This window comes from Lapidilactobacillus wuchangensis (assembly GCF_003946645.1).
Classification (GTDB): Bacteria; Bacillota; Bacilli; order Lactobacillales; family Lactobacillaceae; genus Lapidilactobacillus; species Lapidilactobacillus wuchangensis.
On record NZ_RHOU01000002.1, the window covers coordinates 187,552 to 202,848 of the forward strand.

The window sequence follows — 15,297 nt, forward strand, 5'->3', positions numbered from 1 at the left end:
AATGATATCTAAAGATCAAGTTGCACATGTGGCTGAATTAGCTCGGTTATCTTTTACAGATGCAGAATTAGAGCATTTCACGACCCAATTGGATCAGATTATTGCGATGGAACACGCCTTAGCAGAAGTACCAACAGACGGGGTTGCACCAACAACACAATTAACGGATACAGAAAATGTATTCCGCGCTGACGTTCCTGTGACTGACGGGCCATCACGGGACGAACTTTTACAAAACGTACCAGAAAGCAAGGACGGCTTAATTAAAGTGCCTTCAATTATTGATAAAGGGGAGGCTGACGCATGAACTTTTTAGAGACTGATTTGCATAGCCTGCATCAACAATTAGTGAATCATGAGTTAACTGCGGTTGATTTAGTTAAAGACACCATGAGCGCAATTGACGAGCATGAACCACAATTAAATGCCTTTATCACGACTAATCAGAAGAAAGCCTTAGCCGCAGCTGAGAAGATCGATGCTGAGGGGATTGCTGAAGATAACTTATTAGCTGGGATCCCAGTGGCTTATAAAGATAATATTGTCACCAAGGGTGTGCGCACGACTGCTGCTAGTCATATGCTGGATAACTTTAACCCGGTTTATGACGCAACGATTGTTGAGAAACTTGAACAAGCAGGCACTATCGATATTGGTAAAACAAATATGGATGAATTTGCCATGGGTTCTTCAACGGAATCATCTTTCTTCAAACCAACTCATAATCCTTGGGATTTAAGTCGGGTGCCTGGTGGTTCATCTGGTGGTTCTGCTGCAGCGGTTGCTGCTGGTGAAGTTTTTGCTGCCTTTGGGAGTGATACTGGTGGTTCAATTCGCCAGCCATCTGCTTATAATGGTATTTTTGGGATCAAACCGACTTACGGCCGGGTTTCTCGCTGGGGCTTAATTGCTTTTGGCTCAAGCTTCGATCAACTTGGGGTGATGACTCGTCGGGTTAAGGACGCGGCACCATTTTTGACGGTGATGAGTGGTCATGATGCTAAAGATAGTACCAGCTCACAACGTCCAGTTCCTGATTTTAGTCAATTTATTGGTCAAGATATTAAAGGCTTGAAGATTGCCGTTCCTGACGAATTCTTTGGTAAAGGCATTGCTGATGACGTCAAGGCTCAGGTTGAAAAGGGAATTCAACAGTTAGTTGAACAAGGGGCAATTGTTGACCATGTTCAATTACCACATACCAAGTATGCCGTGCCAGCTTATTATGTTTTAGCTTCTAGTGAAGCTTCTTCAAACTTACAACGCTTTGACGGGATTCGCTACGGCTTCCGTGCTGAAGATGTTAAGAATTTGAAGGATGTTTATGTGCGGACTCGTTCTGAGGGATTTGGTCCAGAAGTGAAACGGCGGATTATGTTAGGGACTTTCGCCTTGTCATCAGGCTATTATGATGCTTACTTCAATAAGGCCGCTAAAGTGCGGACTTTAATTAAACAAGACTTCGAAGAAATTCTTAAAACCCACGATTTAATTGTTGGACCAACAGCGCCAGATACAGCCTTCAAAATTGGTGCCAATGTTTCTGATCCAATTACGTTATACATGAAAGATATTTTGACAATTTCCGCCAATATGGCTGGTGTTCCTGCAGCTTCAGTACCGGCTGGTTTTAATGCTGCTGGCTTACCAATCGGGATGCAGATGATTGCCAAGCGCTTTGATGAAGGGACAATTTTCCGCGCGGCTAGCGCCTTTGAAGAAATGAACCAGTACTATCTTGAAAAACCTAGCTTCAAAGGAGGTAATGCGTAATGAATTTTGAAACCACAATTGGCTTGGAAGTCCACGTCGAATTAAAAACGAAAACAAAAATGTTTAGCCCATCACCTGTTGCCTATGGTGCCGAAGCCAACGTCAATACCAATGTGATTGACTGGGGTTTCCCAGGCGTTTTGCCATCAGTCAACCATGAAGCCTATCGCCTTGGCATTATGGTTGCCTTGGCCTTGCATGCTGAAGTGACTAAAGAAACTCATTTTGATCGGAAAAACTATTTCTATCCTGATAATCCCAAGGCTTACCAGATTACTCAATTTGAACAACCTTTAGCACGTAATGGCTGGTTGGAAATTGAAGTTAATGGTGTTAAGAAGAAAATCGGGATCGAAGAAATGCACGTTGAAGAAGATGCCGGTAAAAATACCCACGGTGACGATGGCTACTCTTATGTGGATTTAAACCGTCAGGGCACACCTTTGATCGAAATTGTTTCTAAAGCTGATATGAATTCTCCTGAAGAGGCCTACGCTTATCTAGAACAATTGCGGAAGACAATTCAGTTTACTGGCGCTTCTGACGTTAAAATGGAAGAAGGTTCAATGCGGGTTGATACCAACATTTCCATTCGCCCCATTGGTGCTGATAAATTAGGAACTAAGGCTGAATTAAAGAACTTGAACTCATTTAACCATGTGCGTTTAGGCTTGGCTTATGAAGAAAAACGCCAGGCAGAAGTTTTAATGTCTGGTGGCCAAATTCGTCCGGAAACTCGGCGCTTTGATGAAGCCTCCGGTGAAACAATTTTAATGCGGGTCAAGGAAGGCTCAGACGATTATCGTTACTTCCCAGAACCTGATTTACCACCATTTTCAATTAGTGATGATTGGATCAACGAAATTGCTGGTCAAATTCCGGAAATGCCTGAGAAACGGCGGGCACGTTATGTGAACGAGTTAGGTATTCCTGAATATGATGCTGGTATTTTAACTGACACCAAGGAAATGTCTGACTTCTTCGAAGAAGCGATTACTGATGGTGCCGATCCTAAGTTGGCCTCGAACTGGTTAATGGGTGAAGTTAATGCTTACTTAAATGCAAATAAGCTTGATTTGGCTCAAACTCAGTTAACACCTGCGAACTTAGCGACAATGATCCAGTTGATTAAAGATGGGACGATTTCTTCAAAAATCGCCAAGAAAGTTTTCCAAGAAACAATTAAAAAAGGAACTGAGCCGAAAGCTTGGGTTGAATCCAAGGGCTTAGTTCAAGAATCTGATCCAACTGTTTTGACCCCAATTATCACGGCAATTCTTGATGACAATCAACAATCGATTGAAGACTTTAAGAATGGTAAAGATCGTGCAGTTGGCTTCTTAGTTGGCCAAATTATGAAGCAAACTCATGGCAAGGCTAACCCGAAAGTTGTCAATCAGATTCTGATGGGTGAATTAAATAAACGTTAGTAGAAAGTAGGTTGGCTTAATGAAAATGCGTGCGCGTCTGATCTATAATCCGACATCAGGGCATGAAACAATGTTACGGAGTGTTGGTGAGATCTTAAATGTTTTAGAGCAGGCCGGTTATGAAGCCAGTGCTTTTCAAACAACTCCAGCCGCTTTTTCCGCAGAAAAAGAAGCAGAACGTGCTGCTCGCGATGGTTTTGATTTGATTCTAGCAGCTGGTGGTGACGGGACAATCAATGAAGTGGTTAACGGTATTGCCCCATTGAAGCATCGGCCTAAAATGGGAATTATTCCCGCAGGAACGACAAATGATTATGCGCGAGCGTTGAAAATTCCTCGGGAAGATCCAGTGGCGGCTGCGAAGGTGATCTTGAAACATCAGACTGTTAAAATGGATATCGGCAAGGCCAATGAGAAGTATTTCATGAACATTGCTGGTGGCGGCTTTATGACTGAACTAACATACGACGTCCCCTCTGAGTTCAAATCGGTTTTGGGCTACCTAGCTTACGTTCTGAAGGGCGCCGAGATGTTACCGCGGATTCGACCGGTCGATATGAAAATCCAGTATGACGGTGGCACTTATGAAGGCCCAGCTTCAATGTTTTTGTTAGGGTTGACCAATTCTGTTGGTGGCATGGAACAAATTGCGCCAGATGCCTCGTTAGATGATGGTAACTTTGCTTTAATCGTGGTTAAAACCGGGAACCCGGCGGAAATTTTGCGTTTGATGACCATGGTCCTGAATGGTGGTCGTCATGTCAATGACCCTAATATTATTTACACCAAGACTCGCAAAGTGGTGGCGCGAACCGTTAATGGCGAAGAAATGAAAATCAACCTTGACGGTGAATTTGGTGGCGTTGCACCGATGACATTTGTTAATTTGCGGCAACACATTGAAATGTTTGCTAATGTGGATGAAATTCCCGAACAAGCACTTTCCAATGACGATCCAGCAATTGACACGACTGCGGAGCATTAATCTGATTATTTTTCGGTAAACTTGTTGGTTGGCATTGGCTAGTCAGCAAGTTTTTTTACAGACAGAATGGAGATATAAAGTGGCAAAATTTACAGCACCAGTAACCAAGGGACAGCGGTTAAGTGGTACCGTCGCTGACCTCACTTATGAAGCAATGGGCGTCGTTAAAGTCGGCCAGGATTATCCAATTTTTATTGCGAATACTTTACCAACTGAAGAAGTTGAATTTCAAGTTACCAAAGTCAACGCGCATTACGGCTTTGGCCGACTTTTGAAAATCGTTAAGGAAAGTCCTGACCGCGTGCCAGCTGACACGCGTAATTATTTACAAACTGGGATTGCGCCATTGGCCCACTTGGCTTATGCGGCCCAATTGAAGTTTAAACAAGAACAAGTGATTAATTCTTTAGCTAAGTTCCATTTGGACTGTCAAGTGCAACCAACATTAGCTGCCCCGAAAGAAACGGGCTATCGAAATAAAGCTCAAGTACCCACGAAAATGATCGATGGTGTTTTGCAAACTGGTTTTTATCGGCAGCGGTCCCATGATTTGATTCCGATGACTGATTTCTTGATTCAAGATCCTAAAATCGATCAAACAATTCAGAGTATTCGTGACATTCTCCGGGAGTGTCAAGTGCCAGCTTATGATGAAACCAATGGCAAAGGCACGTTGCGGCATATTATGGTGCGCCGGGCCCAAGCTACTGGGCAACAAATGGTTGTCTTGGTCAGCAAGCAACGGCATTTGCCAAACGAACCGGAAGTTGTTGAACGGATTAGTGAGCTGCCCGAAATTAGCAGTATCATTGTCAACTTTAACCCTAAAAAGACCAACGTTATTTTAGGCGTTAAGGAACGCTTGGTGTATGGTCACTTGTACTTAGAAGATGAGTTATTGGGCCATCGCTTCCATATTTCTGCCCAATCTTTCTATCAGGTTAACCACGACCAGACGGAACATCTTTATCAAACCGCAATTGATGCCGCCCAGTTGCAACCAACTGATGTAGTCGTTGATGCTTATTCTGGTATTGGCACCATCGGCATCTCTGTGGCCAATCAAGTCAAGCAAGTCCGGGAAGTTGAAATTGTCCCTGAAGCCGTCGCTGATGCTAAAAACAATGCCCAATTAAACGATGTGACCAATATGGACTTCACGGTGGGCAAAGCTGAAGAAATCATGCCACAATGGGCAGCCGATCAAGTGAAAATGGACGTTTTATTCGTCGATCCACCACGCAAAGGCCTTTCACCAGAGTTTGTTGACGCTGTTCTGGAAGTTAAACCAAGTAAGATTGTTTATATTTCTTGTAACCCAGCCACTTTGGCCCGAGATCTAGCGTTATTAACCGCTGGTGGTTATCAAGGCAATCAAGTCCAACCAGTTGATATGTTCCCCCAAACAACACATGTTGAATCAGTCGCCGTGTTGAATTTAAAGTAATCGGTTGTTGTTGTAGCAATTTGTAAAAATAGCTTGAATTGATTAACTCGTTAATTAGGTCATTCAAAAAATTTAAGCGCAGTTTTGCTAAGCATTTAGATCATAATGGTCTAAATGCTTTTTTCGGTGCCTAGGTTACCTGCAAGTGGGGATTTTATTCATGCGCTGCTGCCAACTAGTGCCATTTTCGCTGGTCTTAACGGGGAATTCTGCGATCGATTTGTGGCATCAAGAACCAGACCAGACCGCAAAAGTGGTAAAATTTAGATGATTATTAGACAATCTTACTGAAATGGCTGGTAGGCTAATTGTCAGGAGCTAGGGGCAGGATGACTGGCAATAAAAAATTTCAGCATCAGGTGTTGGCGGTATGGATCAATGGATTTATTCGTCTGTTAGGTAATCGGTAATGCAAGTAGGGGGCTGGCTTGATGTTAATTTTTAAAGAAAAAGCGACGGAAACAAAATTACTCAAGGTAATTGAAGCAAATGAAACATCTCTGGTTAATTTAAATAACGTCACAATTGCGGACTATTTTGAACTTCAGCGCTTGGCATTAGCCCATAATTTTAGCGTCGGAATGATTGATAATCAGGATCCAGACCAAGTTGTTATTATTAATAATCAAGATGGTGTGCTGTATAACGATGGTGGTGAAATTTTGGCGGCCACTGGTGCTTATCGGAAATATGGTAATGGTTTAGAAGAGCCAGTCTATTTTGAAGAAAAACTCGCACAAGATATTAATGCTATTTTTGATCGGCAGCCGGATGTTTATGTTACTAATTACGATTCAATGTCGGGCTTAATCGCTGATATTGTCAAGTTGCGACAATTCAAAGGCCAAAAAACCCCGTTGTATGTGGCAAAAGATTATCAGTGGGTAGTTGATACTGAGCATGGCGTCGAAGCTGGTGACTTGTTGTGGGTGGCCTCAGAGTTTGCTGAAATTGGCCTTGGTTATCGCTTTGAGACGCTGATTGCCGGCAAGATAGAGCGCGACCATGAACGCTCTTTTGAAGACGTGCTGCGGTCGCTGCTTCATGATTTTAAGCATTTCAGTATTAAGGGTTACGAAACCGATTATAGCCAGCAAGAACTGGCCTTTCTGAAGGCAATCCAAACCAAGGCCGTTGCGGTCAGCAAAGAAATCGATGAACAAGAATAGATTAACCGAATAATCTGACCATGGTGGCGGTGAAGCTGCTCTGATCTGTCGTTGGTTGGGCCGAGGTTGCAATCAATTGCAGCTACAATCATTTGCGGGTTAGTCTGAACGTGAGTTGGCTTAGGAAATCCTGAAAAGTAAACTAATTATCAAAAAATACCCTGATCAACAATCTCTATTTTTACCAAGAGAAATTGTCGATCAGGGTATTTAGGTTTACGCTTCAAATATCGGTCCAAAATTGAAATTATCTGGCTGAGGAAGTTTTGGGTGTTAGGCGTTTTTCAACGAAGGAAAGTACCAAGTCGGTAATAATCGCCATTAATGCTGTGGGCAGTGCGCCCGCCAAGATAATGGCCCCACCATTCGTAGCGTTGGTACCGCGAATAATAATGTCACCGAGTCCGCCAGCACCGATAAAGGAACCAATGACAGTAATACCAATGCCGACAACTAGGGCGTTACGAATGCCGGCAATCATCACAGCTAGGGAAAGGGGAATTCGAATCGTGGTTAGCACTTGCCAACGGGTCATGCCCATGCCTTTCCCCGCATCTAAAACGTGAGGATTGACGCTAAGCATGCCGGTATAAGTGTTCTTGATGATTGGTAATAAGGAATACAGAAATACTGTCACGATAACCGTATTTTCACCAAGACCTAAGCCGAGCATGAGGATTGACAGCATTGCAAGTGAAGGCACGGTTTGGATCACGTTGGCAATGCCAATCACTGCTGGTGAGAGTTTCCGATGTTGTGAAATCCAAATACCAATCGGAATCCCAACAATCGCACCTAAAAGCACGCCGTAAATCGCCATTAGAAAAGTTCGATTAAATTGTTGTAATACATAAAGACCATTGTGGGTAAAGTAGTAGGTCAACTGATTGATTAAATTTAAATCTTTCATTGTTTAATGACCTCCTGAAAAGTAGTGATTTTTTTTGAGAAAATTATTGGCAACTGCTTGGGGTTCTTCTAACTGGTCGTCCACTTGATAATTTAGCTGCTGCATGGTTTTTAGCGAGATTTGGCCAGTTAGGCGGTTCAGCACCTTTGTCAGCTCAGGGTGGGCCTTTAAGACCGCATTGGTGGTCACAGCGCTGGCGTCATAAGGTGGGAAGAAGTTTCGGTCGTCTTTAAGCAATTTCAAGTGATAACTGGCAACGCGACCGTCTGTTGAATAACCGAGAATCGCGTCCATTTTGTTCGCGGCCAGGGCATCATAGAGCAAACCGGTTTGCATGGGATGAACGGTGCCAAATTGATAACCATAAGTTTTCTGAAAGGCTGGGTAGCCATCACCTTGACGATTTTGCCAAATTTGATCGATACCGACTGTCATTTGCGGTGCCAATTTTTGTAGATCACTGACGGTTTCTAAATGGTGTTTCTTAGCAAATTCAGGTCTCACCATCCAAGCATAAGTATCAGCAAAGCCATAAGTTTTAAAGTAAGTCATTTGATAGCGTTCTTGGAAATCGGTGGTTACGGTTTGAACCACTTTCTCAGGATCACGTTGGAATTTTTCATTGAGGATCGTCGTTAAATCGGTACCGTAAAAACGAATTGCTGAAATATCAGCATCGCCGTTTTTGAGGGCGTTGAAACTGACATTACCGGAACCAAGATTGTTAATAATTGTGGTGTCTAACTTGGTATAATGCTGGATCATGCCTTGAATCAAATAGGCCATGATTTGTTGTTCAGTCGTATTTTGGGCCGCGATTCGAACGGTATTCTGACCAGAACCACTTAGTCCTGGTAAGCTGCAACTGCTTAAAGGAATGATTGCCAGAGCAACCAACATACCAGTTAGCCATTTGCGAAGATGTTTTTTCATAGTGGCCTCCTAGCGTAAAATTTGTCGTGGGGTGACGGTGGCTTCAACCTTGCCTAATAAGTAATCAACTAACAACGCTAGTAGGATTACTGGGATTGAACCGCCTAGAATCAAATCGGAACGATAGAGGTTCAGGCCGTTAAAAATAAAGTCGCCTAAACCACCAGCACCAATATAAGAAGCTAACGTGGCCCACGCAATGACATAAGTTGCCGAGAGACGAATCCCGGCCATGATCACTGGTGCCGCTAAAGGCAGATCAGCTTGAATAATGGCTTGCCACCAAGTCATGCCCATGCCTTTAGCTGCATCTTGCACTGCTGGTGAGACGCTGCGCATCCCTAAATAAGTATTGCGTAGGATTGGTAACAGCGAGTAAATAAACAAGGCGACGATTGCCGGCGTTGAGCCGATACCAAAAATCGGAATCATGATTGCCAATAACGCCATCGCTGGAATTGTTTGCAGCACACCAGCTAAGGTGATCACGAAATTAGCGCCGTGTTTCATTCGCGTCAATAAAATGCCTAAGGGGACGGCCACAATAATTCCTAATAAAAGGGCAATGGCTGAAATGTATAAGTGCTGGCCAATTTTAGCAATTAGTTGACTACCGTAAGTCGTGAAGAAATGAATCATTAGGCATCAGCACTCCCTTCATGATTGGCCGCCGCATGAATATCCACATTAATTGGTGAAGCTGGCTGTTCATCAGTAGCTGGGGCACCACGGAGCGCATCGTAGACAATATCAACCAGCGAGGTCCGCGTAACAATGCCGACTAATTGTTTCTCTTGATTAACGACGGGAATATTCTTAACCCCTAATTTCAAGAGGCGTTGGACACTATCGCCAATTAGCGCCTTGGCTTGAACGTAGGAAACTTCATGATTCATTAATTGCTTGACTGGTGTTTGGACGTCAGTTTTGCGACTCACATCATCAATATCTAAGTAGCCGACCAGCTTTTGATCCTGGTCAGTTACGAGTAAAGTATCAACGCGCCGTTCGTGCATCGTATCAATGGCGTCAGCTAAAGTTTGTTCTGGTTGAATTGTGGCAGGATGACGTTTCATAATTTGGCTAACCGTTAAAATATTTGGTTGGGCCCGAATCAAGCGTTCCTCACCAATTAAGTTGGTGACAAATTCATTGGCCGGATGCCGAAGAATATTTTCTGGCGTGTCGACTTGGACTTGTTTGCCTTGACTCATAATGACAACTCGAGTGGCTAAACTTAAAGCTTCATCCATATCGTGGGTCACGAAAATAAAAGTTTTACCCAAATCTTCCTGGAGATGCTTGACCAAATCTTGAAGTGATTCACGGGTAATCGGATCTAAAGCGCCGAAAGGTTCATCCATTAAGATGATTTCTTGGTCGGCTGCTAGAGCACGGACTACGCCAATCCGTTGCTGCTGACCACCAGATAATTCACCAGGGTAGCGTTCCAACATCTCATCAGGTAACTGGGCCAGGGCAATCATTTTGTGAGCTTGTTGGGCCCGCTTTTCTTTGGACCAGCCTAATAACTTGGGCACTAATTCGATATTTTCTTGAATGGTCATATGGGGCATTAAGCCGATATTCTGAATTACATAGCCAATTGAACGGCGTAATTTAACGGGATCCATTTTGGCAATGTCATGACCGTTAATCTTGATAGTGCCGGAAGTTTGGTGGAGCATCCGATTGATCATCCGCATGGTGGTTGTTTTACCAGAACCTGAAGTACCGATGAAACAAATAAATTCGCCACGACCAACTTCCAAATTGAAATCGTCAACCGCCATTTTGCCATTGGGATACTCTTTACGTAAGTGGGACATTTCTAATAACATCTTAAAGCAAGACCTCCTTGATTTTGACTGTTCAGGAAGATGACTAACTCACGTCATCGGAATTTAAGTTGTCACTGACCAGCCCTTAGCAATAAAAAACGACCAGGTTCATTGGACGATTGCTCGTTCGCCGTAACCGATCGTATTTTGTTTTACTGATATGTCTATCTATCTAGTTTACACGAATTAGCAAACTTCACAAATGAAAACAACTTGCTCTGAAATATACTTGCAAAATAAAAGCACTTACAACGTACACGCTAATTGGGATGAGCAAAAAATAAAAAAATTAAATAAAAAATTCAATGTTACCAATATTTTGCTTAAAATAATGACTATTTTTTTGAATATTCATTTACAGAATGATTTCGAAATCATTCAATGAATCATTAGAAATATTCTTGCTCAATTTATTTCTTTTGTGAAAACCAGCAATTGAAAGTGTGGCCAAAAGTGGTGGTTTTAGTTATTTTTAATAGTTTTGCAAAGCTATGTTAAGAAGTCTGTGTCATAATGAAGTTACTATTAGGAAATAAAGGTGAGATTCATGATTACATTAAAAAATACGACCATCGCCGCAACCATCACCGAGCAAGGCGCGCAATTAAAAAAATTAACTTCCTTAAAAAATCAATTAGATTACATTACGACTCAGTCTGATTCAATTTTGTTCCCAGCAATTGGGAAATCCTATCAGGATACATATGAATATCAATCGCAGCAGTACCAAATGCCGATTCATGGTTTTGCGAAAGATGCCAGCTGGCGGATTTTCAGCCAAAAAGCTGATCAGGTGACCTTGGAATTAACGGATAATGCAGCTAGTCGCGAGAATTATCCGTTCTATTTTCAATTTTTAGTGACTTATCGGCTGTTAGTTGATGGTATTTCAGTGCAGTATCATTTAACCAATATGGGCAATGTCGCGATGGCTTTTTCGCTGGGGACACTGATTGAATCAGCGTTGCCTTGGGAAAAAGAGGCGAGCTTAACCGATTATCATTTGAATTTGGCGCCGACAAAAGCCTTGACCTTGATTCGTGAAGTGAATGCTGACGATTTTCGGACAGGGGCAATTTTGCCTAGTCGCTATTTTCATCGTGGTGATTTGGCCTTAAATACGCCCAACATTGCTGATAAATTATTTATTTTGACGAATCGTGATATGCAGGCTTTACGTTTGACGGACCAAAGCACTGGTAAAATGTTGTGCTTGCAGACGACAGACTTTCCATTTTTTAGTGCGCAATATGTGGGCTCACAGCAATTGATCCGCTTAGGTCTATGGAATGGCTTGCCAGATAAACAAGGAATCAGTTCCGAATTATTACGCAAAGAAGGCAATTTAACCTTACCAGCGCGCGATCAATTGGTGCTAGGCTATCAGGTTTTGATTAAGTAAGTAGTGCAAGTCGCGTAGGAAAGGGCCGAAAGCCCACCGACTCTCACAACTTAAATCGTGTTCGGGGTAGCAGTTGACTATGACTAACTTAATTATTTGCTCGAACGATTGCATCGCTCAAGTAAATAATTGGAGTTACTCTACGTCAACTACCCGCTACCCCGCACAACTTAATTGTGTTCGGCAACCCAACTCTTTCCGCTTAACGCGAATTAAGTCAAAATTGTTTGCACAATTATTGCCTCAATTCGGGTTAATACTCAAGAGTTACCCGGGTTGCCTCACAACTTGTTGAATTGTGTTTGAGTCGGTAAATGGCTAGGTGCAATTTAAATATTCACACGATCTGGTTGCACCAGCTCATGCAAATATTTGAAATTACACTACGCCAAAAGCCCACCGACTCTCACAACTTGTTATTTTTGCGTTATAATATTATTTGAACGGAGGCAGTTGGATGATTACATTAAAATCAGCTCGAGAAATTGAAGGGATGCGTCGGTCTGGCGAGGTTTTGGCCGGGGTGCATTTAGGCTTACGCGATATTATTAAACCAGGTATTTCTGCTTATGATATTGAAGTTTTTGCCGATCATTATATTACTAGTCATGGCGCACGGCCTTCAGAAAAGGGTTTTGAAGGTTATAAATACGCAACTTGTGTCGATGTTAATGATGAAGTTGCTCATGGTACGCCACGGCGCGATTTATATTTAAAAGATGGTGACATCGTTAAAGTTGATATGACTGTCAATAAAGATGGTTACGAAAGCGATTCTTGCTGGAGTTATGCCGTTGGTAATGTTAGTCAAAAGACAAAAGATTTGATGGAAGTTACTAAAAAAGCTTTGTACTTAGGTATTGCTGAAAGTGTTGTTGGTAACCGGTTAGGTGATGTCGGTTATGCAATTCAACATTATACTGAAGATGAGCATGGCTACGGCGATGTCCGCGATTTAATCGGTCACGGCATCCAACCAACGATGCACGAACAACCTAATGTGCCTCACTATGGCGAACCTGGCAAGGGCCTACGTTTGAAAAATGGGATGACGATTACCGTCGAACCAATGATCAACGAAGGTACTTGGCAAATTGCTGAAAAAGAAGTCAAAGATCCTAACGATCCTTGGGTCTATTATGTGACTGCTGATGGCAGCTGGTCTGCTCAATATGAACATACTTTTGCAATTACGGATAATGGTCCGGAGATTTTAACTTCTCAGGATGCTGCTGAAGATGCTAAGTATTTAGCTTGGGCCCGTGATTATCTAGCTAAGCGTGATCAAAAATAATAATTGAAAGTGTTGTTTCTCTGCTGAGAGACAAGGCTTTTTTTATTGTCAGCGGTTGGTATTTTTAATCAAAGTAAATTTTAGCGCTGTTAAGGCAGAATTAATGAAATGAGAATACTACAATGTCTACAATTCAGGTCTTCGAAGCTATAACATCAGTGCAAAACAGAATAGCGTTTGACTCTGTTCCGGGCTGCTTGGCGTGGAACGCTGCCGGCATTGATTTGAGCTTATTGCTAACGCAACAATCTCAAATACAAGCCTTGTTCTAAGTGGCCCAGCCACTAAGAACAATTTGGCGGCTGACGCCAAGATCCCTCCACGCCGTCTGGAGTTAATTTGGTGCACTTTATTTTTGCTGACAATCAATGCAGTCATTGTGAGATTGCAGCAAATATCTGACTTATGTCACAGTCTTGAATTTGGCGGCTGACGACCCGGCGGCCTTCACTGCATTTTGATCTAAGTTATTCCACGATAGATTTGATTGATATCAAGGCAATACCAGCAAAGTTAGACATCAATTGCCCAGCAACCATCTGGGTAAGCTAAAAGAATTAAGCATTACTATTTAGAAAAGCAGACAGCAATAACTTCCAAAGCCTGCATGACAATCTTTTTTGAAGTTCAGACACTGTCATGCAGATTTTTGGCACAACTGTTCTGTTATTACTTCAATTAAGATTAAGCTGCTCAGTCCTGCTACAACTGCCTTAACCACTAACAGCAGTTAACTGCTCTAATTCAACTCCAGACGGAATGGAGGGCGTGGTTGTCAGCCGCCAAATTATTGTTAGTGCTTTAGCGCTTACAATAAGACTTGTATTTGAGATTGTTGCGCAGCAATAAGCTCAAATCAATGTCGGCCGCGTTCCACAACCAGCAAGCCCGTAATGGAGTCAAAACCTGTTCTGTTTCAACATTCTCACTAGTGTTAAAGGTTTTGAACTTGCATTGCAATAAGTAGCAGATCAGAGTCAGCTGCTATTTTGTTTCAACACCTTCACTAGGTTTAACCGTTTGAAACTTTGATTTGAACCAGCTTGCTCACGTTCGTTCGCTTTTGTATACTTAGGTTATTGATTTTGATATCGGAGGCTTATTAATGACCCAAACAGATGTGACGGCCTTGCCTTTATTTCGACAGCCAATTCCTTGGTACCGCAAATTGTTTGCTTTTGTTCAGCAAGTTGTCGAACGGGTAATTTCTAGTAATATTAGCAATGCAGCCAAAGTAATTACTTATTATGTTTTATTAGCGTTTTTTCCAATGGTTATTTTCGTCGGTAATATGCTGCCATACTTGGGCTTAGATGCCAAAACAGTCATGACTTATTTGGACATGGCCTTTCCTGAACAACTATTGCCAGTCGTGCGACCGATTGTCATCTCCTTACTTGGCAAAAGTAATGGCGGTTTGTTGTCCATTGGGGTGATTGCCACGCTTTGGGCAGGTAGTCGTGCTTTAAACGCGATTCGTTACAGTATGAATGATGCTTATCAGGTTAATAATTCGACAATTTATAGTGATGTTCCTTTTCAAAATGCCATTGTTCGCCGTTTTTTCGCCTTTATTCTGACGTTTATTTTTATTGTTAGTTTGCTGCTCATTATTGTGGCGTTTACTTTTGGCCAGCAGTTTCTGGAGTGGGTCGTGCCAACCTTTCATTGGTCAGAGAAAATTCTGGTAACTTTTACCCGTTGGAAATGGCCAGTAATTGTTACTGTCGTTGTGGCGGTTTTGCTATTTTTGCAATATATTTTGCCAAACATTCATTTTAAATTTTGGACGGTTTTACCGGGCACGATTTTTACCGCAATTGGTTGGTTAGTTCTGACGCAAGGTTTCACTTTATATGTCAAATACTTCGCCAAGTCTTTCAATAGTTATGGTACTATTGGTACGGTAATTGTGGGGCTGTTGTGGTTGAATTTTGCCGCGACTTTATTAATGATTGGCGTCGTGATCAATGCCGTTTTTAATGAATCTTGGCATGGCACTGATGGCCAAGTGCCTAGTCGAATTGCCCGCTTTTTAAGGAGCCGTTAGGAATTGTGTGTAATTATTTTCACTTGAGGGTAAATATGGTATGCTTGACAGTGAGTCATTTAG

At 42.4% G+C, this 15,297-nt stretch carries 13 protein-coding genes; 9 read left to right on the forward strand and 4 right to left on the reverse strand.

What is annotated here, in order from left to right; all coding sequences use genetic code 11:
• Nucleotide 1 precedes the first annotated feature (1 nt).
• From gatC to EKM82_RS11770, 6 genes are all read left to right on the forward strand, one after another.
• The gene (gene gatC / locus EKM82_RS02825) at nucleotides 2-307 is read left to right on the forward strand and encodes an Asp-tRNA(Asn)/Glu-tRNA(Gln) amidotransferase subunit GatC (protein WP_125766807.1); all 306 of its coding nucleotides are present in this window, start codon (nucleotides 2-4) and stop codon (nucleotides 305-307) included.
• Nucleotides 304-1,773 (forward strand): Asp-tRNA(Asn)/Glu-tRNA(Gln) amidotransferase subunit GatA, encoded by a 1,470-nt coding sequence (gene gatA / locus EKM82_RS02830; protein ID WP_125766808.1) that lies wholly within the window; start codon nucleotides 304-306, stop codon nucleotides 1,771-1,773. The genes gatC and gatA overlap by 4 nt, the downstream gene beginning before the upstream one ends.
• A complete protein-coding gene (gene gatB / locus EKM82_RS02835; protein ID WP_125766809.1) occupies nucleotides 1,773-3,203 on the forward strand; it encodes an Asp-tRNA(Asn)/Glu-tRNA(Gln) amidotransferase subunit GatB in 1,431 nt (476 codons plus the stop codon). The genes gatA and gatB overlap by 1 nt, the downstream gene beginning before the upstream one ends.
• A 19-nt stretch (nucleotides 3,204-3,222) precedes the next feature.
• Entirely contained in the window at nucleotides 3,223-4,188 is a 966-nt protein-coding gene (locus EKM82_RS02840; RefSeq protein WP_125766810.1) for a diacylglycerol kinase, read from the forward strand.
• Between the two features lie 79 nt (nucleotides 4,189-4,267).
• Complete coding sequence (gene rlmD / locus EKM82_RS02845; protein WP_125766811.1) at nucleotides 4,268-5,635, forward strand: 23S rRNA (uracil(1939)-C(5))-methyltransferase RlmD; 1,368 nt, start codon at nucleotides 4,268-4,270, stop codon at nucleotides 5,633-5,635.
• A gap of 431 nt (nucleotides 5,636-6,066) precedes the next feature.
• Nucleotides 6,067-6,804 (forward strand): hypothetical protein, encoded by a 738-nt coding sequence (locus EKM82_RS11770; protein ID WP_225419641.1) that lies wholly within the window; start codon nucleotides 6,067-6,069, stop codon nucleotides 6,802-6,804.
• A 247-nt stretch (nucleotides 6,805-7,051) separates the two neighbouring features.
• On the opposite strand, the gene EKM82_RS02855 is transcribed toward EKM82_RS11770, so the two are convergent.
• From EKM82_RS02855 to EKM82_RS02870, 4 genes are read right to left on the reverse strand one after another with little or no spacing between them, the layout of a single operon-like run.
• Nucleotides 7,052-7,714, reverse strand: coding sequence for an ABC transporter permease (locus EKM82_RS02855; RefSeq protein WP_125766812.1), 663 nt, complete (start codon nucleotides 7,712-7,714; stop codon nucleotides 7,052-7,054).
• Between the two features lie 3 nt (nucleotides 7,715-7,717).
• On the reverse strand, nucleotides 7,718-8,647 hold the full coding sequence (locus EKM82_RS02860) for an osmoprotectant ABC transporter substrate-binding protein (protein ID WP_125766813.1): 930 nt from the start codon (nucleotides 8,645-8,647) through the stop codon (nucleotides 7,718-7,720).
• 9 nt (nucleotides 8,648-8,656) lie between these two features.
• Nucleotides 8,657-9,286: an ABC transporter permease gene (locus EKM82_RS02865; protein ID WP_125766814.1), complete on the reverse strand. Its 630-nt coding sequence runs from the start codon at nucleotides 9,284-9,286 to the stop codon at nucleotides 8,657-8,659.
• Entirely contained in the window at nucleotides 9,286-10,488 is a 1,203-nt protein-coding gene (locus EKM82_RS02870) for a betaine/proline/choline family ABC transporter ATP-binding protein (protein WP_125766815.1), read from the reverse strand. Before EKM82_RS02870 ends, EKM82_RS02865 begins: the two co-directional genes overlap by 1 nt.
• Nucleotides 10,489-11,035: 547 nt before the next feature.
• Between EKM82_RS02870 and EKM82_RS02875 the strand changes: the two genes are divergently transcribed.
• The 3 genes from EKM82_RS02875 (at nucleotide 11,036) to EKM82_RS02885 (ending at nucleotide 15,234) form a co-directional block, all read left to right on the forward strand.
• Nucleotides 11,036-11,890, forward strand: a complete 855-nt coding sequence (locus EKM82_RS02875) for an aldose epimerase family protein (RefSeq protein ID WP_125766816.1) — start codon at nucleotides 11,036-11,038, stop codon at nucleotides 11,888-11,890.
• Nucleotides 11,891-12,347: 457 nt separating this feature from the next.
• The gene (gene map, locus EKM82_RS02880) at nucleotides 12,348-13,184 is read left to right on the forward strand and encodes a type I methionyl aminopeptidase (protein ID WP_125766817.1); all 837 of its coding nucleotides are present in this window, start codon (nucleotides 12,348-12,350) and stop codon (nucleotides 13,182-13,184) included.
• 1,105 nt (nucleotides 13,185-14,289) lie between these two features.
• Complete coding sequence (locus EKM82_RS02885) at nucleotides 14,290-15,234, forward strand: YihY/virulence factor BrkB family protein (RefSeq protein ID WP_125766818.1); 945 nt, start codon at nucleotides 14,290-14,292, stop codon at nucleotides 15,232-15,234.
• Nucleotides 15,235-15,297 lie beyond the last annotated feature (63 nt).

What these genes read in the sequence shown, in the direction of transcription:
- EKM82_RS02855 (WP_125766812.1), bottom strand. Translation starts at nt 7,714, where the DNA reads ATGAAAGATTTAAATTTAATCAATCAGTTGACCTACTACTTTACCCAC.
- EKM82_RS02870 (WP_125766815.1), bottom strand. Translation starts at nt 10,488, where the DNA reads ATGTTATTAGAAATGTCCCACTTACGTAAAGAGTATCCCAATGGCAAA.
- EKM82_RS02885 (WP_125766818.1), top strand. Translation starts at nt 14,290, where the DNA reads ATGACCCAAACAGATGTGACGGCCTTGCCTTTATTTCGACAGCCAATT.
- map (WP_125766817.1), top strand. Translation starts at nt 12,348, where the DNA reads ATGATTACATTAAAATCAGCTCGAGAAATTGAAGGGATGCGTCGGTCT.
- EKM82_RS02840 (WP_125766810.1), top strand. Translation starts at nt 3,223, where the DNA reads ATGAAAATGCGTGCGCGTCTGATCTATAATCCGACATCAGGGCATGAA.
- gatC (WP_125766807.1), top strand. Translation starts at nt 2, where the DNA reads ATGATATCTAAAGATCAAGTTGCACATGTGGCTGAATTAGCTCGGTTA.
- gatB (WP_125766809.1), top strand. Translation starts at nt 1,773, where the DNA reads ATGAATTTTGAAACCACAATTGGCTTGGAAGTCCACGTCGAATTAAAA.
- EKM82_RS11770 (WP_225419641.1), top strand. Translation starts at nt 6,067, where the DNA reads ATGTTAATTTTTAAAGAAAAAGCGACGGAAACAAAATTACTCAAGGTA.
- EKM82_RS02865 (WP_125766814.1), bottom strand. Translation starts at nt 9,286, where the DNA reads ATGATTCATTTCTTCACGACTTACGGTAGTCAACTAATTGCTAAAATT.
- EKM82_RS02875 (WP_125766816.1), top strand. Translation starts at nt 11,036, where the DNA reads ATGATTACATTAAAAAATACGACCATCGCCGCAACCATCACCGAGCAA.
- EKM82_RS02860 (WP_125766813.1), bottom strand. Translation starts at nt 8,647, where the DNA reads ATGAAAAAACATCTTCGCAAATGGCTAACTGGTATGTTGGTTGCTCTG.
- gatA (WP_125766808.1), top strand. Translation starts at nt 304, where the DNA reads ATGAACTTTTTAGAGACTGATTTGCATAGCCTGCATCAACAATTAGTG.